This window comes from Methylibium sp. Pch-M (assembly GCF_004136295.1).
GTDB classification, from domain to species: domain Bacteria; phylum Pseudomonadota; class Gammaproteobacteria; order Burkholderiales; family Burkholderiaceae_C; genus Methylibium; species Methylibium petroleiphilum.
Window position 1 is genome coordinate 2196553 of sequence record NZ_CP029606.1, and the last position, 20681, is coordinate 2217233.

At 69.4% G+C, this 20681-nt stretch carries 18 protein-coding genes and 1 tRNA gene; 15 read left to right on the top strand and 4 right to left on the bottom strand.

Annotation, left to right across the window (positions count from 1 at the left end; genetic code table 11):
• Positions 1-14: 14 nt before the first annotated feature.
• Positions 15-2012: a S8 family serine peptidase gene (locus C1M51_RS10555; RefSeq protein WP_165349675.1), complete on the top strand. Its 1998-nt coding sequence runs from the start codon at positions 15-17 to the stop codon at positions 2010-2012.
• Between the two features lie 24 nt (positions 2013-2036).
• Here the strand turns inward: C1M51_RS10555 and C1M51_RS10560 are convergent, their stop codons facing one another.
• Genes C1M51_RS10560 through C1M51_RS10570 form a run of 3 tightly spaced genes read right to left on the bottom strand, consistent with a single transcriptional unit; the run spans position 2037 to position 4142 of the window.
• A complete protein-coding gene (locus C1M51_RS10560) occupies positions 2037-2744 on the bottom strand; it encodes an SPOR domain-containing protein (protein WP_129449629.1) in 708 nt (235 codons plus the stop codon).
• Positions 2738-3616: a biotin--[acetyl-CoA-carboxylase] ligase gene (locus tag C1M51_RS10565; RefSeq protein ID WP_242499652.1), complete on the bottom strand. Its 879-nt coding sequence runs from the start codon at positions 3614-3616 to the stop codon at positions 2738-2740. Before C1M51_RS10565 ends, C1M51_RS10560 begins: the two co-directional genes overlap by 7 nt.
• A 4-nt stretch (positions 3617-3620) precedes the next feature.
• A complete protein-coding gene (locus C1M51_RS10570) occupies positions 3621-4142 on the bottom strand; it encodes an SET domain-containing protein (protein ID WP_129449631.1) in 522 nt (173 codons plus the stop codon).
• A 134-nt stretch (positions 4143-4276) separates the two neighbouring features.
• Between C1M51_RS10570 and C1M51_RS10575 the strand changes: the two genes are divergently transcribed.
• Complete coding sequence (locus C1M51_RS10575) at positions 4277-6868, top strand: DNA topoisomerase III (RefSeq protein WP_129449633.1); 2592 nt, start codon at positions 4277-4279, stop codon at positions 6866-6868.
• On the top strand, positions 6865-7422 hold the full coding sequence (locus tag C1M51_RS10580; RefSeq protein WP_129449635.1) for a hypothetical protein: 558 nt from the start codon (positions 6865-6867) through the stop codon (positions 7420-7422). Before C1M51_RS10575 ends, C1M51_RS10580 begins: the two co-directional genes overlap by 4 nt.
• A 129-nt stretch (positions 7423-7551) precedes the next feature.
• Here C1M51_RS10580 and C1M51_RS10585 read toward each other — a convergent pair whose 3' ends face one another.
• Positions 7552-7989, bottom strand: coding sequence for a universal stress protein (locus C1M51_RS10585; RefSeq protein ID WP_129449637.1), 438 nt, complete (start codon positions 7987-7989; stop codon positions 7552-7554).
• A gap of 85 nt (positions 7990-8074) precedes the next feature.
• Here C1M51_RS10585 and C1M51_RS10590 point away from each other — a divergent pair, with 85 nt between their 5' ends.
• The 12 genes from C1M51_RS10590 to secF all read left to right on the top strand — a co-directional run bounded on the left by C1M51_RS10590 (position 8075) and on the right by secF (position 20671).
• Positions 8075-9040 (top strand): AEC family transporter, encoded by a 966-nt coding sequence (locus C1M51_RS10590; RefSeq protein WP_129449639.1) that lies wholly within the window; start codon positions 8075-8077, stop codon positions 9038-9040.
• Between the two features lie 46 nt (positions 9041-9086).
• Positions 9087-10376: a glutamate-5-semialdehyde dehydrogenase gene (locus C1M51_RS10595; protein WP_129449641.1), complete on the top strand. Its 1290-nt coding sequence runs from the start codon at positions 9087-9089 to the stop codon at positions 10374-10376.
• Positions 10377-10383: 7 nt separating this feature from the next.
• Positions 10384-11091 carry a 7-cyano-7-deazaguanine synthase QueC gene (queC, locus tag C1M51_RS10600; RefSeq protein WP_129449643.1) on the top strand — a complete coding sequence of 236 codons (708 nt, stop codon included), beginning with the start codon at positions 10384-10386 and terminating at the stop codon, positions 11089-11091.
• Between the two features lie 70 nt (positions 11092-11161).
• The gene (locus C1M51_RS10605; protein WP_165349676.1) at positions 11162-11803 is read left to right on the top strand and encodes a LemA family protein; all 642 of its coding nucleotides are present in this window, start codon (positions 11162-11164) and stop codon (positions 11801-11803) included.
• A 56-nt stretch (positions 11804-11859) separates the two neighbouring features.
• Complete coding sequence (gene rsmB / locus C1M51_RS10610; protein WP_129449647.1) at positions 11860-13209, top strand: 16S rRNA (cytosine(967)-C(5))-methyltransferase RsmB; 1350 nt, start codon at positions 11860-11862, stop codon at positions 13207-13209.
• Between the two features lie 44 nt (positions 13210-13253).
• On the top strand, positions 13254-13862 hold the full coding sequence (locus C1M51_RS10615; RefSeq protein WP_129449648.1) for a DUF4390 domain-containing protein: 609 nt from the start codon (positions 13254-13256) through the stop codon (positions 13860-13862).
• A 25-nt stretch (positions 13863-13887) separates the two neighbouring features.
• Positions 13888-16227: an ATP-binding protein gene (locus tag C1M51_RS10620; protein ID WP_129449650.1), complete on the top strand. Its 2340-nt coding sequence runs from the start codon at positions 13888-13890 to the stop codon at positions 16225-16227.
• Positions 16228-16272: 45 nt separating this feature from the next.
• Positions 16273-16962: a response regulator gene (locus C1M51_RS10625; protein ID WP_129449652.1), complete on the top strand. Its 690-nt coding sequence runs from the start codon at positions 16273-16275 to the stop codon at positions 16960-16962.
• A 33-nt stretch (positions 16963-16995) separates the two neighbouring features.
• Positions 16996-17071, top strand: a tRNA-Phe gene (locus tag C1M51_RS10630).
• A gap of 207 nt (positions 17072-17278) precedes the next feature.
• Positions 17279-17605, top strand: coding sequence for a preprotein translocase subunit YajC (gene yajC / locus C1M51_RS10635; protein WP_011827877.1), 327 nt, complete (start codon positions 17279-17281; stop codon positions 17603-17605).
• Between the two features lie 132 nt (positions 17606-17737).
• On the top strand, positions 17738-19618 hold the full coding sequence (secD, locus tag C1M51_RS10640) for a protein translocase subunit SecD (protein ID WP_129449654.1): 1881 nt from the start codon (positions 17738-17740) through the stop codon (positions 19616-19618).
• 18 nt (positions 19619-19636) lie between these two features.
• Positions 19637-20671, top strand: coding sequence for a protein translocase subunit SecF (secF, locus tag C1M51_RS10645; protein ID WP_129449656.1), 1035 nt, complete (start codon positions 19637-19639; stop codon positions 20669-20671).
• The last annotated feature ends 10 nt before the right edge of the window (positions 20672-20681 follow it).

Here is a 20681-nt window from a genome sequence, read left to right on the forward strand (position 1 = left end):
CCCCGATGCACTCCATGCAAGCCGCTGTCCGTGTTTTCGCGGCACTCGTCGCGCTGTTTGTCGCTCAGCCGATGGTCGTGGGCACCGCGGTAGCTGCCGCCGGTGCGGCAGACGACGTGCCGTCGGCTCGGGTGATCGTCAAGTACCGTGATGACGCAGTTCGCGGCGCCGGCAGCGGCCGGGTGGGCATCGCCCATGCCGAGCAGGGCGCGACGGTGCAGCGGCTCGCCGCACGGATGGACGCAGTCGCCCAGCGTCGCGGTCTTGCGTTGCGCGCGCACCGTGCCATCAGCGAGCGCTCCCAGGTCGTGCTGGCCAGGGGCATCGATTCGGAGACATTGGCGCGGCGACTCCGTGCCGATCCGGACGTGGAATTCGCGGTGGTCGATCGTCGGGTGAGGCCGCTGGCCGTTCCGAACGATCCGTTGCACACGCTCGGCGGCGCCGACGGCCCTGCCGTGGGGCAGTGGTACCTGCGCACTCCCGCCGCCCCGGCGCTCTCGGCGATCGACGCCACCCGTGCCTGGGACATCACGCAAGGCAGCGCCAGCGTGATCGTGGCGGTGCTGGACACGGGGGTGAGATTCGACCACCCCGACCTCGCAGGCAAACTGCTGGCCGGCTACGATTTCGTCAGTACCCTGCCGGAGTCGAACGATGGCAACGGGCGTGACAGCAACGCCAGCGATCCGGGTGACTGGATCACCCAGCAGGAAGACAACTCGGTGGGTGGGGACTTCTATCACTGCACCTCGCCGGACTCATTGGGCAACTACAGCGGTGCACCGAGTTCCTGGCACGGCACGCAGGTTGCCGGCATCGTCGGCGCGCTGACGAACAACGGCGTGGGCATGGCCGGGACCGGCTGGAATACCCGCATCCTGCCGGTCCGCGTGCTTGGCAAGTGCGGCGGTTATGTGTCGGATGTGGTGATCGGCATGCGCTGGGCGGCCGGTCTGACCGTGCCCAACGTCGCGGCCAATCCGAATCCGGCCCGGATCCTCAACCTCAGCCTCGGCACCGAGGGGGACTGCGGCGAGTACCAGGACGCCGTCGACGACGTGGTGGCCGCCGGGGCGTTGGTGGTGGCGGCGGCTGGCAATACCAACGGCCATGCGGTCGGTGCGCCCGGAAACTGCAGCGGCGTGATCGCTGTCGGTGGCCTGCGGCACTCCGGTACCAAGGTCGGTTTCTCCGACCTCGGGTCGGCGGTCTCGATCAGTGCGCCTGCCGGCAACTGCGTCAACGATTTCGGGCCCTGCCTCTACCCGCTGCTCACCACGACCAATTCCGGCTTGCAAGGGCCGGCCTCCTCGGCGTACACCGACGGCACGAACGACATCACCGTCGGCACCAGCTTCTCGGCGCCCTTGGTGTCGGGCGTGGCCGCGCTGATGCTCGCGGTGCAGCCCACGCTCACGCCGGACGAGATCCGGGGCCTGATCCAGGGCGGCTCGCGCCGCTTCCCAAGCACCAGCGCGCCCGCCTGCACGGCGCCGCGCTTCGATGGCAATGGCGATCCCATCGACCAGATCGAGTGCGACTGCACCACCACCACCTGCGGCGCGGGCATGCTCGATGCTCGCGCAGCCGTGCGTTCCGCGGCCGCGGGCCTGATCGCCGACATCGTCGTCAACACGGCGACGCCGAGAGCGGGGCAAGACGTTTCTCTGACGGCCGACGTGTTCCGGCTGATCAGCGGGCGCAACCTCAGCAGCCTCAGCTGGAGCTTGATCGACGGCGGCGGTATCGTCAGCGGCAGTGTCTCCGGGTGCTCGGCCAACTGTGTCGTCTCGCCGACCGGAGCGGGAAGCTTCACCGTCGCGGTCACGGTGACCGATGACAACAACCCCCCGACGCAATCCACCGTGTCGCGGCGCGTGACGGTGGTGGCGGCATCGTCGAACGGAGGGGGGGGCGGTGGCGGCGCCCTCGGCGGCCCGGCGTACCTGCTGGCACTGGCGCTGGCCGTGGGGGCTGCCTGGCGGCTGAGCGCAGGGCGCGACGCTTGACGGCGCGGGCCCGCCGCCCGCAGTTCAGAGCGTGTCGGCCGGACAGGGCAGGAATGCCTTGCCGCGCAACTTGTCGGCCGGCAGCGCGGCCAGCGCCGCCTGCTGCGCCTCGCTGGCCTGCGCCACGCGCAGCAGGCGCAGCGGCACGCTGGCATTGACCACGCGGGCGGTGCGAACGCCGCGGTCCAGCAGCGTCGTCAGTTCGCTCTCCGCACCGGCGCGGCTGTCATGGCGGCTGATCACCAACAGCGGCGCGCTACCGGGCGCGGCGCTGGCCAATTCGGGGGCGATGCTGCGGCGTTTCAGTTCTTCGCGCTTCTTCTGCATCTGCTCGGCCTCGGCGAATGGGCCCATCGCGACCCACCACGTCGTCGTGAGTTCGCGCTCGGACCAGCCGAGGTCCGGCAGCGCCGCCTTGACGGCGGCTTCGGCGACCGTCAGTTCCGCCGTGCTGTAGGGGCCCGCCTCGAGGCAGGCCGTCGGGGGCGCGCTGGGCGGGGCAGAAGCGGGGCTGGCCGCTGCGCTCGCCGCCACGGCGGCAGGGGCCGAGGCCGCTTCGGCCGGGATCAGACGGAGGCGGTCGGGATCGACCTGCATCGCCAAGCGTTCGGGCTCGCGCTCGCCTTCGGGGCGGGCGCCGATCGCGCCGTGCAGCGGTGCGAGCCAACCCTGCCGCCAGACCCAGAAGCCCGCGTTGGCCAGCAGCAGCACCAGCACCAGTGCCCTCAACATGGTCGCACGCTCACTTCGCCGCTGCGGATCAGGCACTCCTCGCCGCGTTCGGTCCGCACGCGCAGTGCCCCATGTGCATCGACACCGTCGGCCACGCCGCGCTCGGCGCCGGGGTCCGTGGTCTGCACCGGCCGGCCGGCCAGCGCGTCGCGCGCCGCGAAGCGCGCCGTGAAGGCCGCGAAGCCCTGTTGTTCGAAGACCCCCAGGGCGATGAACAGCGGCGGGGCCAGCCGCGCCAGCAACTCTGGCGCGCGCGCCAGCGGCTCGATCTCGCGCCAGCCCGCAGGCGCCTGGGTGAACTCGGGTCGCGCTTCGGGGCGCGCCAGGTTCAGGCCGACGCCGATCACGGCATGCCGGCCGCCGTCGGGCAGCGCGACGGTTTCGATCAGTACGCCGCCGAGCTTGCGTCCCGGCGTGTCGGGGGCCGTTTCGTCGGTGAGACACAGATCGTTCGGCCACTTGAGTCGAACGCGGGGATGCAGGGCCTCGGCCAGCGCCACGCCGACGGCGAGCGAAAGACCCGACCAGTCCGCGGGGGCCAGCGTCAGGCCGAGCGAGAAGGTCAGCGAACCCAGGCTGTCGGCCGTCGACGAGGAGGACGCGGTGTCGGAGAACCACGTGCGGCCGAGCCGCCCGCGGCCGGCCGTCTGTCGCTCGGCCACCAACAGGCAGGGCGCGCTGTCACCGCTGCGGGCGCGCTCCAGCAGGCGCGTGCTGGTGGAGTCGGTCTCGACCAGTGCCTCGACGCTGAGGCCGGGCCTCAAAGGCTCGAGCTGCGCCCACAGCGTCTCGAGCGGCCAGCGCAGCGGCGCGAGGCCTGTGCCTGGCGCGTCGACGGCACGGCGTAACGGAGGCACGGCAGCGTCGGGCACGATGTCAGCGCTTGGGCGCGAGCATGGTGCCGCGGCAGGCCTTGTGCCCGCAGCGGCATTCGTATTGCTTCTTCAGCTTGGGGGTGTAGCGCTCGTCGATCACCAGGCCGTAATCGTAGAACAGCTCCTCGCCGGCCTTGACGGCACGCAGCGTCTTGATGAACACGCGGCCGTCCGACTCGTCGGCCTCGCAGTTGGGGGCGCAGGCGTGGTTGATCCAGCGTGCCGCGTTGCCGCCGACCTTGGCGTCGATCACATGGTCTTCATCGATACTGAAGTAGAAGGTATGGTGCGGGTCGGTGGGGTCGTGCGGATGGCGGCGCAGCGCCTCGGGCCAGTCGATCACCTCGCCGGTGTACTCGATCAGCGTCTCGCCCTTGGCCAGCGGCCGCAACGCGAAGACGCCCTTGCCGTGCACGCCGGAGCGCCGTACCTGGATGCGCCGGCCATCGCGGCTCGCGGGGGCAGCCTCCTGTCGGGCTGTCCGGGGGGCGGGGACGGACTTGCGGCGCGTCGATTGCGTCATGTTCGAGTTTGGCTACATTGAATCATGGGTGCGCGCGCGTGAGCGCGTGCGCGCGAGAGCCCGGATTGTAGGGACGCCCCGCCGCGTTGGCGCGCGGGACGGCGCTGCGATCGGGCGACAACGACATCGAGAACATGAGCAAAGCACTGGTCATCGCCGAGAAACCTTCCGTCGCACAAGACATCGTGCGGGCCCTGACGCCCACGAGCGGCAAGTTCGAGAAGCACGACGATCACTTCGAGAACGAGCACTACGTCGTCACCTCGGCGGTCGGCCATCTGGTCGAGATCAAGGCGCCCGAGGAGTACGACGTGAAGCGCGGCAAGTGGAGCTTCGCCCACCTGCCGGTGATCCCGCCGCACTTCGATCTCGCACCGATCGACAAGGCCAAGAGCCGGCTCAACGCGGTGGTCAAGCAGGTCAAGCGCAAGGACGTCGGCGAGCTCATCAATGCCTGTGACGCGGGACGCGAGGGCGAGCTGATCTTCCGCCTGATCGTGCAGTACGCCGGCACCGAGAAGAAGCCGATCGACAAGCCGGTGCGCCGCCTGTGGCTGCAGAGCATGACGCCGCAGGCGATCCGCGATGGCTTCGAGCGCCTGCGCTCCGACGCCGATCTGCGCGGCCTGGCCGATGCCGCCCGCAGCCGCAGCGAGGCCGACTGGCTGGTCGGCATCAACGGCACGCGGGCGATGACGGCCTTCAACTCGCGCGACGGCGGCTTCTTCCTCACCACCGTCGGCCGGGTGCAGACACCCACGCTCAGCATCGTGGTCGAGCGCGAGGAGAAGATCCGCAAGCACGTGGCGCGCGACTACTGGGAGCTCAAGGCCACGTTCGCCGCCCAGGCCGGCGAGTATGAGGGCAAGTGGTTCGACCCGGCATGGAAGAAGAACGACGATGCCGAGCGCCGCGCCGACCGGCTCTGGAACGAGGCCGATGCGCAGGCCATCGCGCAGGCGGTGCGCGGCCGGCCGGCCGCCGTGACCGAGGAATCCAAGCCCAGCACGCAGAGCAGTCCGCAGCTCTATGACCTGACGCTGCTGCAGCGCGAAGCCAACTCGCGCTTCGGTTTCTCGGCCAAGACCACGCTGTCGATCGCGCAGGCGCTGTACGAGAAGCACAAGGTGCTGACCTACCCGCGGACCGACAGCAAGGCGCTGCCGGAAGACTACGTGGGCGTGGTGAAGCAGACGATGGAGATGCTCGCCACCGAGGACCTGCCTGGGCCGCTGAAGGCGCTGTCGGCGCACGCCCGCAAGGCGGTGAAGGAGGGCTACGTCAAGCCCAACAAGCGCATCTTCGACAACGCCAAGGTCTCGGACCACTTCGCGATCATTCCGACCTTGCAGGCGCCCAAGAGCCTGACCGAGGTGGAGGCCAAGCTCTACGATCTGGTGGTCAAGCGCTTCCTCGCGGTGTTCTACCCGCCGGCCGAGTTCCTGGTCACGACGCGCATCTCCACCGTCAAGGCGGGCAGCGCTGAACATCGGTTCCAGACCCACGGCAAGGTGATGGTCAAGCCGGGCTGGCTGGCCGTCTATGGCCGCGACGTGGAAGATGCGGACGCCACGCTGGTGCCGGTCGAGCCCGGCGAAGTGGTGCGCACCGAGAGTGTCGACGTCAACGCGCTCAAGACCAAGCCGCCGGCACGCTACACCGAGGCCACGCTGCTGTCGGCGATGGAAAGCGCGGGCAAGCTGATCGACGACGACGAACTGCGCGAGGCGATGCAGGAGAAGGGTCTGGGCACGCCGGCCACCCGCGCGCAGACCATCGAAGGCCTGATTCTCGAGAAGTACATGCACCGCGACGGTCGCGAGCTGATCCCCACCGCCAAGGCCTTCCAGCTGATGACGCTGCTGCGCGGCCTGCAGGTCGAGGAACTGACCCAGCCCGAGCTGACCGGCAACTGGGAGTTCCAGCTCGCCGAGATGGAGAAGGGCAAGCTCAGCCGCGACGCCTTCATGCGCGAGATCGCGGCGATGACGCAGAAGATCGTCGCCAAGGCCAAGGAGTACGACCGCGACACCATCCCCGGCGACTACGCAACGCTGAAGACGCCCTGCCCGAAATGCGGCGGCATCGTGAAGGAGAACTACCGCCGCTTCACCTGTGCCGGGAAATCAGGCGACGCCGAGGGCTGTGGCTTCAGCATCAGCAAGATCCCCGGCGGGCGAAGCTTCGAGCTCGACGAGGTGGAGTTCTTCATCGCGCACAAGAAGATCGGCCCGCTCGAGGGCTTCCGCTCCAAGGCCGGCTGGCCCTTCACGGCCGAACTCAAGCTGGCGTACGACGACGAGATCGCCAACTGGAAACTCGAGTTCGACTTCGGCGACGACGCCAAGAAGGGTGAAGGCGACGGCACGCCGGTCGACTTCTCGGCGCAGCAGAGCCTGGGCGCGTGCCCCAAGTGCAAGGGGCACGTCTACGAGCACGGCAGCAGCTATGTCTGCGAGCACGCGGTCGGCGCGCACGTCACCTGCGACTTCAAGAGCGGCAAGATCATCCTGCAGCAGCCGGTGGCGCGCGAGCAGATGACCCGCCTGTTGCAGGAAGGCAAGACCGAACTGCTGGAGAACTTCGTGTCCAACAAGACGCGGCGCAAGTTCAAGGCCCGCCTCGCCTGGGACGCCAAGGAAGGCAAGGTCGGCTTCGAGTTCGAGCCGCGGGCGGCCAAGGTGCCCGCCAAGAAGTCCGGCGTTCGCGCCGGCACCAAATCATGAAGTCGACAGCTTGCACGGTGCAGGTGCGTCAGGGGCGTGGAATGAAGGCGCTTTGCCTGGTCGCGACGTTGTTTGTGGCTGGGTGCGGCGGCGGCGGGGATGACCAACCACCGCGCACCACGATCTCATTTCGAGGCGCTACCGGCGATTACATCTCCCAGGGCGAGTCCGCGAAGTACAGCGATGTCGACAGCACGGTGTCGACCACCTACTCGGCGGGATACTTCCGCGCCTCCTTCGAAGCTCCTGATCTTTCGCACCGGTGGTCGATTGATCTGGCTTCCCCGAATGGCGAGCCCTTGGTGCCGGGAACGTATGTCGACGCTTGGCGGGCCGCTTTTCGCAACGGGCACAACGGTGTGGATTTCTATGGCGATGGCCGGGGCTGCAATGAGGTGTTCGGCTCATTCATCGTTCTGGAGATCGGCTATGACTCCACCGGTCGGTTGAACCGCTTCGCCGCCGACTTCGAGCAACGCTGCGAAACGGTGACCTCACCACAGCTGCGCGGATCCGTTCGCATCAACAGCACGATCTCGCCGACCTACCAATGAGTCGGCTTATGCCAACTCGCGTTCAACCCCATCAAGTCGCTGGGGCGCTTCGGCTCGGTGCACTCGATAGGATGCGGCGGTTCGAAGCGTCCTCCGGCCCGCACCGGGAGACGTGAATGCAACGAGTGCTCAGCGCAGCACCAGCACCGGCACCGAGGCGTGCGTCAGCACCTTCTGGGTCTCGCTGCCCAGCAACAGGCCCTTGAGGCCGCGGCGGCCGTGCGAGGCCATCACGATCAGGTCGCAGCCCGACTGCGCCGCCGTGTCGTTGATCGCCTCGTAGGGGTGATCGTGCGTGACCATTAGGCTGCGGCAGGGCACCCCGATTTCCTGTGCCGCGCGCTCCACCTCGGCCAGGAACTTGCTCGCCTGAGCCTTGCACTCGGCCACGAACTCTTCGCGGGTGTCCTCGAGCATCGTGGTGCGGTAGGTCAGCGTATGGAAGGTCGGCACGACGTGGATCGCGGTGACGCGGGCCTGTTGTTCCTTGGCGAACTGCAGGGCCTTGCGGTTCACCACCTCGGAAGGGCTGGATCCGTCGGTCGGCAATAGCAGGTGCTTGAACATGGCAACCTCCTTGGCTGTGTCTTGAAAGATTAGTTCACGATGGAGCGATGCGCGACCGCTTCCGCATCTCCCGGATACTCGATCCATGTCTCCGTTGATCTTCCTCAAGCTCCTGGCGATCTTCGTGACGATCGGCATCGGCTGGGTGGCCGGCCGATGCAAGCCGTTCGCCGGCGGCGAGGCGGCGCGCATCCTCTCGAATGCGGCGTTCTACGTGTTCGCGCCGGCGCTGCTGTTCCGTGCCACGGCGCGCATCGACCTGGGCACGCTGCCTTGGCAAGCGCTGGGGGCCTTCTTCGTGCCGGTGGTGGGCTGGATGCTGTTGGTGTACCTGCAGCAGCGCCGGTGCCGTGCCGCCGCGGCGGCACAGCCCGCGGTGCGAGCCATCACTGCCTCGTTCGGCAACAACGCCCAGCTCGGCATTCCGATGGCCGCGGCGCTGTTCGGCGAGATCGGTCTGCAGCTGCACCTGTCGATCGTCAGCCTGCATGCGCTGATCCTGCTCACCGTGCTGACGCTGCTGGTCGAGCGCGACCTCGCCCACGCGATGGCGCGCGACGCCGGCGCGCCGGCGTCGCTGTCGCGCACGCTGCTGCTGACGGCGCGCAACACCGTCATCCACCCGATCGTGCTGCCGGTGCTGGCCGGCATGGCCTGGAACCTGACGGGCGCGCCCATCCCCGGCCCGATCGACGAAGTGCTGCAGATGCTGGGCACCGCGGTCGTGCCGCTGTGTCTGGTCGCGATCGGCCTGTCGCTCGGCCACTACGGCCTTCGCGGCGCGGCGGGCCCGGCGCTGCTGCTGGCGGCGGCCAAGCTGCTGGCGCAGCCGGCGCTGGTGCTCGCGGTCGGCTACGGCATGGGCTTGCGCGGGCTGGCGCTGGCGGTGATCGTCATGGCCGCGGCGATGCCGACCGGCTCGAACGCGCTGATGTTCGCGCAGCGCTACCGCAGCGGCGAGGCGGAGGCCACCGCGGCGATCGTGATCTCGACACTGGCCTTCGCCGCCACTGCGCCGTTGTGGCTGCTGCTGACGCAGTGGCTGAGCTGAGCCCGATCGACCGACAGGGCCGGCCCTGCTTTGCGACAATCCGGTCATGAACGCTCCCGACGCCACCCCCGTGATCGCGCTGATGGACCGCCTGGGCAGTGCGGCACGCACCGCGTCGACCGCGATGGCAGCCGCCTCGACGGCGGCGAAGAACGCGGCGCTGCTGGCGCTGGCCCGCGAGATCCGGGACGGGGCGGCGCGGCTGGCCGCAGAGAACGCGCGCGACCTCGCCGCCGCCACCAGCGCCGGCTTGGCCGCGCCGATGGTCGATCGCCTGCGCCTCACCGACAAGGTGATCGCGCTGATGGCCGAAGGCTGCGAGCAGGTCGCCGCGCTGCCCGACCCGATCGGCGAGATGACGAACCTGCGCCGGCGCCCGAGCGGCATCACCGTCGGCCAGATGCGGGTGCCGCTGGGTGTGTTCGGCATGGTCTACGAGAGCCGGCCGAACGTGACGATCGACGCTGCCTCGCTGGCCATCAAGAGCGGCAACGCCGCGATCCTGCGCGGCGGTTCCGAGGCGCTGCACTCCAACGCGGCGCTGATGGCGCTGGTGGCGCGCGCGCTGGCCGAGGCCGGACTGCCGGGCGATGCCGTGCAGCTGGTGCCCACCACCGATCGCGCCGCGGTGGGCCGGCTGATCGCGATGCCGCAGTACGTCGATGTGATCATTCCGCGCGGCGGCAAGGGGCTGATCGAGCGCATCGCCGCCGAGGCCACGGTGCCGGTCATCAAGCACCTGGACGGCAACTGCCACGTCTACGTCGACGCCGGCGCGGACCTCGACCTCGCGGTGCGCGTGACCGACAACGCCAAGACCCAGAAGTACAGCCCCTGCAATGCAGCGGAGTCGCTGCTGGTGCACCGTGATGTCGCGGCAGCCTTCCTGCCGCGCATCGGCGCGGTGTTCGCGGCCAAGGGCGTGGAGATGCGCTGCGGCCCGCGCGCCAAGGCGCTGCTGGCCGCGGTGCCGGGCGCGAAGCTGGTCGACGCGACCGACGCCGACTGGGCCGAGGAGTACCTGGCGCCGGTCATCAGCATCAAGCTGGTCGACTCGCTCGACGAGGCGATCGCCCGCATCAATCGCTACGGTTCGCACCACACCGACGCGATCCTGACCACGAACCACCCGAACGCGATGCGATTCCTGCGCGAGGTCGACTCGGCCAGCGTGATGGTGAACGCCAGCACGCGCTTCGCCGATGGTTTCGAGTTCGGCCTGGGCGCCGAGATCGGCATCAGCACCGACAAGTTCCACGCCCGCGGGCCGGTGGGTCTCGAGGGGCTCACCTCGATGAAGTGGGTGGTGTTCGGGCAGGGCGAGGTCCGCACCTGATCGGCGCATGAGCCTCGATCCGCGCGGCGCCCTCGTCCTGTTCTCCGGCGGCCAGGACTCGACCGCCTGCCTGGCCTGGGCGCTGGAGCACCACGCGCACGTGGAGACCATCGGCTTCGACTACGGCCAGCGCCACGTCGTCGAGCTCGAATGCCGCGTGCAGGTGCGCGAGGCGATCGCACGGTCGTTCCCGCTGTGGGCCGGCCGACTGGCCAATGACCACGTGCTCGACCTCGGTCTGCTCGGCCAGATCTCCGACACCGCGCTGACCTCGGCGCGCGCGATCGAGATGCAAGCCAACGGCCTGCCGAGCACCTTCGTGCCCGGGCGCAACCTGCTGTTCCTCGGCTTCGCGGCCACCGTGGCCTACCGGCGCAACCTCAGCGTGCTGGTCGGCGGCATGTGCGAGACCGACTACTCCGGCTACCCCGACTGCCGCGACAACACCCTCAAGGCGCTGCAGGTCGCGCTCAGCCTGGGCATGGCCACGCCGATGACGATAGAAACGCCGCTGATGTGGCTCGACAAGGCCCGGACCTGGGCGCTGACCGATCGCCTGGGCGGCCGCGCTTTGAATGAGCTGATCCTCGAGCACACCCACAGCTGCTACCTCGGCGACCGCAGCGTGCGCCACGCCTGGGGCTACGGCTGCAATGCCTGCCCGGCCTGCGAGTTGCGGCGCAAGGGCCACGAGGCCTGGTGCGCCGGCGCCTGACGACGCACGCCGCGGCGGCCGCGACGGCTGGCGTAGAGTCGGCAGCCATGCCGGTCCCCGCCCGTTCCCGATGAGCACGACGCGCACCGTCCTCGTGGCGCTGCTGGCCCTGCTGCTGTTCTGGGGCGTCGGGGCCTACAACCGGCTGGTGCGCCTGCGCAGCGCGGTCGGTGCGAGCTGGGTGCCGATCGACGCCCAGCTGCGACGCCGCCAGGCGCTTGCCTTCGAGCTCACCGAGTTGCTGGCCAGCGACGAGGCGCGGCCGGCGATGGGCGACGCGGTGGGCACCGCGATGCTGCAGACCGTGATGGCGGCGACCCGGCAGGCCCAGGCCGCGGCCGACCACGCGCAGGGGCGACCCACCAGCGCCGGCGCGATCCAGAGCCTCGGGCTCGCCGAACAGGTGCTCGAAGGGGCGCTGCGGCCGTTGCGCGTGCTGGTCGAGACGCGCGTCGATCGCTTCGACATGCAGGCGACGCTGGAGCGCGTGGTCACGCTGTTGAGCGACCTGCAGGAAACCGACGCCCAGATCGCCTTCACGCGGCGTGTCTTCAAGGACGCGGTTTCCGACTTCAATGCGGCGGTCCATGAGCTGCCCACGCGGCTGATCGCCAGCCTGTTCGGCTTCAGGCCAGCCGCAGCCCTGCAGGCCGCCACACCGGACCGCGGGCCGGATTCCCAGATCGCCTCGTCGTTCGGTGACCGTGCCTGAACGCCGCTGATCCGGCCGGGCCGGGCGCGACCGGCGGCCGCCTACACTGCGCGGCCGTGAGCGCTCCCGCACCGCCGTCCCTCCCGTTGGCCACCCTGCTGGCGCACACCGCCGACGCGGTGGCTGCGGTGTGTGCCGGGCGCTCGTTGACCGATGCGCTGGCGACCGTGCCGGCGGCGCCGCGCCCGGGTACGCAGGCGCTGGCGTTTCGCGTGCTGCGCGGCCTCGGCCTCGCTCGGGCGCTGCGCCGCCAACTCGTACCGAAGGCGCCGCCGGCCTGGGTCGATGCGCTGCTGCTCAGTGCGCTCGCCCTGTCGCACCAGGACTCGGAGAGCGCCGACACCCCGCCCTACGCGCCGCATACGCTGGTGAGCCAGGCGGTGGAGGCGGCCAAGCAGCGCGCGCGGGCACAGGCCGGCTTCGTCAACGCGGTGCTGCGGCGCCATCTGCGGGAGCAGGCAACGCAGGCTGCGGCAGCGGCGAAGGATCCTGTCGCCGTGTGGAACCATCCGCGCTGGTGGATCGAGACACTGCAGCGCGACTGGCCAGGGCAGTGGGCCGAGCTGTTGCGCGCCAACGACCGGCGTGCGCCGATGACGTTGCGCGTCAACCGACGGCAGCAGGACAGAGCCAGCTACCTGCTGCGCCTGGAGCAGGCGGGCATCGCCGCCCATGCCGTGACCCGGCCTGGCGCGACCGATGCCCAGGCCATCGAGCTCGCGATGCCCTGCGCGGTGTCCGCGCTACCGGGCTTTGCCGACGGGGCGGCGTCGGTGCAGGACCTCGCGGCCCAAGTGGCGGCCCCCCTGCTGCTGGGCGCCGGCCTGGCGCCTGGCGCCCGGGTGCTCGATGCCTGTGCGGCGCCCGGCGGCAAGACGGCTCACCTGCTCGAGCTGGCCGAGCTCGACCTGCTGGCCCTGGACGCCGACCCGCAGCGGCTGGTGAAGGTGAGCGAGACGTTGCAGCGCCTCGGCCTGCGGGCACGCACCCAGGCCGCCGACGCACGCGACATCGCCGCCTGGTGGGACGGCCGGCCCTACGATGCCATCCTGCTCGACGCGCCCTGCAGCGCCTCGGGCATCGTGCGACGCCACCCCGATGTGCGCTGGCTGCGCCGTGCCGCGGACCTCGATGCGCTGGCGTCGACCCAGGCTGCGCTGCTCGATGCGTTGTGGCCGCTGTTGCGGCCCGGCGGGCGGCTGCTCTACGCCACCTGCTCGGTCTTCAAGGCCGAAGGCGTGCATCAGATCGACGCTTTTTTGCAACGCGCACCCGATGCCATCGCGCAGCCTTCACCCGGCTACCTGCTGCCGGTGGTCGACAATCCCGAACAGGTGAGCGAGAGGCCGCTGCGGCCTTCGACGGACGGTTTCTATTACGCGCTGCTCGAAAAGCGTTCGTCCTGAGCCGCACCGCAACGACCCATCATCCCAAACGCCCACCTGCCGCTGTGTTCACCGCCTCGGTTCGACGCTGGTTTCCGCCTGCCGCAGGACGGTCGGCCGGGTGGCTGCCCGCGACCTGGCTGGCGCTGGTGATCTGGCTGGCGGTCGGCGCGTCGGCGGCACATGCCGATGGCATCGAACTCAGCGCGCTGGACCTCACGCGCGGCGACGAGGGCCTGTTGCTCGGCTACACCGCCAGTGTCGTGCTGCCCCATGCGGTCGAGGACGCGCTGCAGAAGGGCGTGCCGCTGCATTTCGTGGCCGAGGCCGAGGTGTTCCGTTCGCGCTGGTACTGGCGCGACAAGCGCGTGGCACGGGCCACCCGCACCTGGCGCCTCACCTGGCAGCCGCTCACGCGGCGCTACCGTGTCAATTTCGGCAGCCTGAGCCAGAACTACGACTCGCTGTCCGATGCGCTGTGGGTGGTGCAGCGTGCCACCCGCTGGAAGCTCGCCGAGGCCGGCGACCTGGACGATGGCGATGGCCAGTACATCGAGTTCAGCCTGCGGCTCGACACCTCGCAGCTGCCGCGCCCGCTGCAGATCAGCTTCGGCGGCCAGGCCGAATGGGCGCTCGAGGTCGAGCGACGGCTGGCCGTGCCTGCCGCGCGCTGACCCCGGAACGCGCACGGCAGCGGCCATGACCCCGGAACGCCTGCGCCGCCGCCTGGCGCTGCTGCTCACGCGGCACCCGGACCGCCGAATCTCGCGCGGCGTCTGGGTCGTCGCGTTGGCCGCGACCACGGCGGCGGCGCTGGTGCTCACCTTCCTGCTGGCCATCGCCACCAACAACCGGGAGTTCTACGAGCGGTACTACAACGGTCTCCTGTGGGCCAACGTCGTGATCGCGACCGTGCTGGTCGGTGTGATCGTGATCGGTGCGGTGCGGCTCGCTGCGCGGGTGCTGCGCGGACGCTTCGGCTCGCGGCTGCTGCTGCGGCTCGCGGCGATCTTCGGTGTGGTGGCGGTGGTGCCCGGGGCGCTGGTCTACACGGTGAGCTACCAGTTCGTGTCTCGCAGCATCGAGAGCTGGTTCGACGTGCGCGTCGAGGGTGCGCTGGAGGCGGGCCTGAACCTCGGGCGCGGCACGCTCGACACGCTCGTCAACGATCTCGCCGGCAAGACGCGCGTGGCTGCCGAGCGGCTCGGCGAGGCCCCCGAGCGCCAGCAGCCGCTGGCCCTGGAGCGCTTGCGGGAGCAACTCACGGCGCAGGACGTGGCGGTGCTCGGTGCGGCCGGCCAGGTGCTGTCGAGCGCCGGCGCCGCCGCGGTGCTGGCGCCCGAGCGGCCGGGTCTGGCCCTGCTGCGGCAGGCACGCACGGCGCGCGTGACCACGCAGATCGAGGGGCTCGACGACGACGGCGCTGCCACGCGCATCCCCGGCGTCTCGGCTGCCGACCAGCCGCCGAGCCAGCCGCGCGTGCGTGTCATCGCCCTGATCCCGGCCACCGGCTTCTCGCTCAGCCGCGAGGACCGCTATCTGGTGGTGAGCCAGCTGTTGCCAGCCACGCTGGCAGCCAACGCGCTCGCGGTGCAGAGCGCCTACCGCGAGTACCAGCAACGCTCGCTGGCGCGCGAGGGCCTGCGCAAGATGTACATCGGCACGCTGACGCTGACACTGATCCTTGCGGTGTTCGGCGCGATGCTGCTGGCGGTGACCTTCGGCAACCGGTTGGCGCGTCCGCTGCTGCTGCTGGCCGACGGCGTGCGCGAGGTGGCCCGCGGAGACCTGAGCCCGAAGCCGGTGTTCGCGTCGGGCGACGAACTCGGCGGCCTGACGCGCTCGTTCGCCGACATGACCCAGCAACTCGCCGACGCCCGCGGCCTGGTCGAGCAGAGCGTGGCCGAGCTCGAGACGGCGCGCGGCAAGCTGCAGGCCATCCTCGACAACATGAGCGCCGGGGTGATCGTGTTCGATCGCGACCGTCGCATCGACAGCGTGAACGCCGGGGCAACCCGCATCCTGCGCGTGCCCTTGTCGGCCCATCTCGGCCGTGGGCTCGCTGAAGTGCCCGGCCTCGAGGGCTTCGACGCGGCGCTGACCCGACGCTTCGACCAGATCGAGAGTGGCTCCGAACTCGGCGACCGAGACCACTGGCAGGATTCCTTCGAACTCACGACGGCCCCCGACCGCGATCCGCTGACCCTGCTGGTGCGCGGCGCGCCGCTGCCGGCCGGCGGCCAGGGCAGTGCCGCGCGGCTGGTGGTGTTCGACGACATCACCGAGCTCGTCTCGGCGCAGCGCGCCGAGGCCTGGGGCGAGGTGGCGCGCCGGCTCGCGCACGAGATCAAGAACCCGCTCACGCCGATCCAGCTGTCGGCCGAGCGCATCCAGCACCGGCTCGAAGCCAAGCTGGAGGTCCCGGACCAGCAGCTGCTGGCCAAGTCGGTGAGCACCATCGTCACCCAGGTGCAGGCGATGAAGCAGCTGGTCAACGAGTTCCGCGACTACGCCCGCCTGCCGGCCGCCCAGCTGGCGCCGCTGGACCTCAACGCGCTGGTGTCCGAGGTGCTGGGCCTGTACGCCGAGGTGCAGGAGTCGGGCCGCCTGCGCGTCGAGCTGGCCGAGGGACTGCCGCGGATCCAGGGCGACGCCACACAGTTGCGGCAGGTGGTGCACAACCTGGTGCAGAACGCGCTGGACGCGGTGGCGGAGCGGCCCGACGGCCAGGTCCGGCTGCGCACTGAGGGGGCGCTCAACGAGCGCGGCGAGTGGCGCGCCGTGCGGCTGGTCGTCGCCGACAACGGCCCCGGCTTCAGCGAACGCATGCTCAAGCGTGCCTTCGAGCCCTATGTGACGACCAAGACCAAGGGCACCGGTCTGGGCCTCGCCGTGGTCAAGAAGATCGCCGACGAGCACGGCGCGCGCGTGCGCCTGGCCAACCTGGCGGGTGACGCGGCGCCCGGAGACGGCGCCCCGTATGTCGGGGGGGCACAAGTTTCGCTATCATTTTCGAAATGGCTGCCCCCTCAGGGTTAGCCTCCAGGCCACGCCGGCACGGCATGTGCCACGCACCGGGACCCCATGGCGACCATCCTTGTTGTAGACGACGAACTCGGCATCCGCGCGCTGCTGTCGGACATCCTGAGCGACGAGGGCCACAGCGTCGAACTGGCCGAGAACGCCGCCGAGGCTCGGGCGTCGAGAGAGCGTGCGCGGCCCGATCTGGTGCTGCTCGACATCTGGATGCCGGACGTCGATGGCGTCACGCTGCTCAAGGAATGGGGCAGCTGCAACCTGCTCACGATGCCGGTGATCATGATGTCGGGCCACGGCACGATCGACACGGCCGTCGAGGCGATCAAGTTCGGCGCGATGGCCTTCCTCGAGAAGCCGATCACGCTGCAGAAGCTGCTGCGGGCCGTCGAGCAGGGCCTGGCCAAGCCGGCCTCGCGGCCGGTGGCCACCGTGACGCCGCTGCGTCCCGGCGAGCGCGGCGACGCGCTCGCCATCGATTCGCAGCACGGCGGGCTGTCCGGTGCCCAGCCGACCGCTCTCGGCCTGCAACCCGAACAGAGCTTCGAACTCGACCGGCCGCTGCGCGAAGCGCGCGACGCCTTCGAGAAGGCCTACTTCGAGTTCCACCTCGCACGCGAGAACGGCAGCATGACGCGCGTGGCCGAGAAGACCGGGCTGGAGCGCACCCACCTGTACCGCAAGCTCAAGCAGCTCGGCGTCGACCTCAGCCGGGGCAAGAAGGGCGCGGTCGCCTGAACCGCCGGCGGTGCTGCTACACTGCGGCCCCTTGGCTCGGTAGCTCAGTTGGTAGAGCAGCGGATTGAAAATCCGCGTGTCGGTGGTTCGATTCCGCCCCGAGCCACCAAATCCGAAACGGCCCCCTGTGCGGGGCCGTTTGCAATTCTGGGTGCCGGCGGGCCGGCACCTCGAAGCCACCGGTCGACGAGCCCGGCCTGCCCCGGATCTCACCCGCGATCGAACCTTCTGCGCGGCGCCTGCTCCAACCGGCCCGGGAGGGAGCGCGCACTACAATGCGCGTTGTCGCTGGTGCAACCAATTCAAGGACGAGACAGTGTTCATTTCCGAAGCTTTTGCCCAGGCCGCTCCGGCCGCCGCCGCCGGTGGGGAGTCGAGCCTGCTCACGATGCTGCCGCTCGTGCTGATGTTCGTGGTGCTGTATTTCGTGATGATCCGCCCGCAGATGAAGCGCCAGAAGGAGCACAAGGCGATGGTCGATGCGCTGGCCAAGGGCGACGAGGTCGTGACCGCCGGTGGCGTGCTCGGCAAGGTGGCGAAGATCGGTGACACCTACCTGCATGTCGAGGTCGCCAGTGGCGTGGAACTGCAGGTGCAGCGTTCCGCCGTGGTGCAGGTGCTGCCCAAGGGCACGCTGAAGTAAACGCAGGCGATCGCGCCGCGTGCGGCGCGAGGCCCGAAGGCCGCGGTCACCGCTGGGTGTCGCGGCCTTTCGTGCAAACAAGGGCGCCGTGTGGCACGGTGCCAGGACGGGGCCGCCCCCGAGGATGCTGCAATGAACCGCTACCCATGGTGGAAGTACGCGATCCTGGCGATCGCGCTACTGGTCGGGCTGGTCTATACCTTGCCCAACTTCTTCGGTGAGGCGCCTGCCGTGCAGGTGTCGAGTGGCAAGGCCACGCTGAAGGTCGACGCGACGGTGGTGCCGCGCGTCGAGCAGGCCTTGCAGGCGGCCGGCCTGCAGGCCGATTTCGTGCAGCTCGACGGTGCGTCGATCAAGGCACGCTTTCGCGACACCGATGCGCAGATCAAGGCCAAGGACGCCATCGCCAAGGCCTTGAACCCCGACCCGGCCGATCCGGGCTACATCGTCGCGCTGAACCTGCTGTCGCGTTCACCGACCTGGCTGAGCTCGCTGCATGCGCTGCCGATGTACCTGGGTCTTGACCTGCGCGGCGGGGTGCACTTTCTGATGCAGGTCGACATGAAGGCGGCGCTCACCAAGCGTGCCGATGTGCTGACCGGCGACGTCCGCAGCCTGCTGCGCGACAAGAGCATCCGCCACGCCGGTATCGCGCGTGAAGGCAACACGGTCACGATCGCCTTCCGCGACGCGGCGACGCGCACCGCCGCGCGGGCGGCGCTGACCGAGCCGCTGCCTGACCTGCAGTGGTCCGAGGCGGCCCGTGACAGCGAATTCACGCTGACCGGCAGCCTGAAGGCCGAGGCGGCGCGGCGCGTGCAGGATCAGGCCATCAAGCAGAACATCACCACACTGCACAACCGGATCAACGAACTCGGCGTGGCCGAACCCGTGATCCAGCAGCAGGGCGCGGACCGCGTGGTGGTGCAATTGCCGGGCGTACAGGACACGGCGAAGGCGAAGGACATCATCGGCCGGACCGCGACGCTCGAACTGCGCATGGTGGACGACAGCGCCGAGGCGGCTGCCGCCGCGACCGGCAGCGGGCCGGTGCCGTTCGGGGCCGAGCGCTATGTGGAGCGCGGCGGTGCCGCGTTGATCGTCAAGCGCCAGGTCATCCTCACCGGTGACAGCCTGACCGACGCGCAACCCGGTTTCGATGGCCAGACGCAGGAACCTGCCGTGCACCTGACCGTGGACGCCAAGGGCGCACGCATCATGCGCGACGTCTCGCGCGACAACGTCGGCAAGCGCATGGCGATCCTGCTGTTCGAGAAGGGCAAGGGCGAGGTCGTGACGGCGCCGGTGATTCGCGGTGAACTCGGCTCGCGCTTCCAGATCTCGGGCCGCATGACGACGCAGGAGGCGAGCGATACGGCGCTGCTGCTGCGCGCCGGTTCGCTGGCGGCGCCGATGGAGATCGTCGAGGAACGGACCATCGGCCCGAGCCTCGGCGCCGAGAACATCGACAAGGGTTTCAACAGCGTGATCTACGGCTTTGCCGCTATCGCCGCATTCATGTGCGCGTACTACCTGCTGTTCGGCGTGTTCTCGACCATCTCGCTGGCCGTGAACCTGCTGCTGCTGGTGGCGGTGCTGTCGATGCTGCAGGCCACGCTCACATTGCCCGGCATCGCGGCGATCGCGCTGACGCTGGGGATGGCGATCGACGCCAACGTGCTGATCAACGAACGGGTGCGCGAGGAACTGCGCGCCGGCGCGTCGCCGCAGGCCGCGATCCACACGGGCTACGAGCGCGCCTGGGCCACGATCCTGGACTCGAACATCACCACCCTGATCGCGGGCATCGCACTGTTGGCCTTCGGCTCGGGGCCGGTGCGCGGCTTCGCGGTCGTGCACTGCCTGGGCATCCTGACGTCGATGTTCTCGGCCGTGCTGTTCTCGCGTGGGCTGGTGAACCTCTGGTACGGGCGGCGCAAGAAGCTCAAGAGCGTGTCGATCGGTCAGGTGTGGCGTCCGGACAGCGCCGCGCCGCCGGCGGCCCAGGCTTGAGTAGAAGGAGACGGGTCCATGGAGTTCTTCCGCATCAAGCGCGACATCCCGTTCATGAAGCACGCGTTGATCTTCAACGTCGTGTCCTTCGTGACCTTTGCCGCCGCCGTGTTCTTCCTCGTGACGCGCGGCCTGCACCTGTCGATCGAGTTCACCGGCGGCACGGTGCTCGAGGTCGAGTACGCCAAGACAGCCGACGTGCCCAAGGTCCGCAGCGCCGTCGAGGCGCTCGGCTTCGGCGAGGTGCAGGTGCAGAACTTCGGCACCTCGCGCGACGTGCTGGTGCGCCTGCCGTTGCGGGGCGACGTCAAGCAGCAGGAGGTCGTGGGCCGCGTGTTCGGCGCGCTGTGTGCGGCCGAGGGTGGTCAGGTCACGCAGTCGCAATCGGTCACCGACAAGGGCGAGTCGGTCAGCGCGCAGGTCTGCGATGCCGGCGGCGCGCAGCCGGTGATGCTCAAGCGCAGCGAGTTCGTCGGGCCGCAGGTCGGCAAGGAACTGGCGACCGACGGCGCGATGGCGCTGGGCTTCGTCGTCATCGGCATCATGATCTACCTCGCGATCCGCTTCGAATGGAAGTTCGCGGTCGCAGCGATCGTCGCCAACCTGCATGACGTGATCATCATCCTGGGCTTCTTCGCCTTCTTCCAGTGGGAGTTCTCGCTGTCGGTGCTGGCGGCCGTGCTGGCGGTGCTGGGCTATTCGGTCAACGAGTCGGTGGTCATCTTCGACCGGATCCGCGAGGCCTTCCGCCGCTACCGCAAGATGAACACCCACCAGGTGATCGACCATGCGATCACCTCGACGATGAGCCGCACCATCATCACGCACGGATCGACGCAGATGATGGTGCTGTCGATGCTGGTGTTCGGCGGCGCGACGCTGCACTACTTCGCAGTCGCACTGACGATCGGCATCCTGTTCGGCATCTACTCTTCGGTGTTCGTCGCCGCGGCCATTGCGATGTGGCTGGGCGTCAAGCGGGAGGATCTGATGAAGGCGGGCAGCGTCAAGGGCGGCGATCCCGACGACCCGAATGCAGGGGCCGTGGTGTAGAGTTGAAACA

What these genes read in the sequence shown, in the direction of transcription:
- C1M51_RS10555 (WP_165349675.1), top strand. Translation starts at nt 15, where the DNA reads ATGCAAGCCGCTGTCCGTGTTTTCGCGGCACTCGTCGCGCTGTTTGTC.
- C1M51_RS10560 (WP_129449629.1), bottom strand. Translation starts at nt 2,744, where the DNA reads ATGTTGAGGGCACTGGTGCTGGTGCTGCTGCTGGCCAACGCGGGCTTC.
- C1M51_RS10570 (WP_129449631.1), bottom strand. Translation starts at nt 4,142, where the DNA reads ATGACGCAATCGACGCGCCGCAAGTCCGTCCCCGCCCCCCGGACAGCC.
- C1M51_RS10575 (WP_129449633.1), top strand. Translation starts at nt 4,277, where the DNA reads ATGAGCAAAGCACTGGTCATCGCCGAGAAACCTTCCGTCGCACAAGAC.
- C1M51_RS10580 (WP_129449635.1), top strand. Translation starts at nt 6,865, where the DNA reads ATGAAGTCGACAGCTTGCACGGTGCAGGTGCGTCAGGGGCGTGGAATG.
- C1M51_RS10585 (WP_129449637.1), bottom strand. Translation starts at nt 7,989, where the DNA reads ATGTTCAAGCACCTGCTATTGCCGACCGACGGATCCAGCCCTTCCGAG.
- C1M51_RS10590 (WP_129449639.1), top strand. Translation starts at nt 8,075, where the DNA reads ATGTCTCCGTTGATCTTCCTCAAGCTCCTGGCGATCTTCGTGACGATC.
- C1M51_RS10595 (WP_129449641.1), top strand. Translation starts at nt 9,087, where the DNA reads ATGAACGCTCCCGACGCCACCCCCGTGATCGCGCTGATGGACCGCCTG.
- queC (WP_129449643.1), top strand. Translation starts at nt 10,384, where the DNA reads ATGAGCCTCGATCCGCGCGGCGCCCTCGTCCTGTTCTCCGGCGGCCAG.
- C1M51_RS10605 (WP_165349676.1), top strand. Translation starts at nt 11,162, where the DNA reads ATGAGCACGACGCGCACCGTCCTCGTGGCGCTGCTGGCCCTGCTGCTG.
- C1M51_RS10620 (WP_129449650.1), top strand. Translation starts at nt 13,888, where the DNA reads ATGACCCCGGAACGCCTGCGCCGCCGCCTGGCGCTGCTGCTCACGCGG.
- C1M51_RS10625 (WP_129449652.1), top strand. Translation starts at nt 16,273, where the DNA reads ATGGCGACCATCCTTGTTGTAGACGACGAACTCGGCATCCGCGCGCTG.
- secD (WP_129449654.1), top strand. Translation starts at nt 17,738, where the DNA reads ATGAACCGCTACCCATGGTGGAAGTACGCGATCCTGGCGATCGCGCTA.
- secF (WP_129449656.1), top strand. Translation starts at nt 19,637, where the DNA reads ATGGAGTTCTTCCGCATCAAGCGCGACATCCCGTTCATGAAGCACGCG.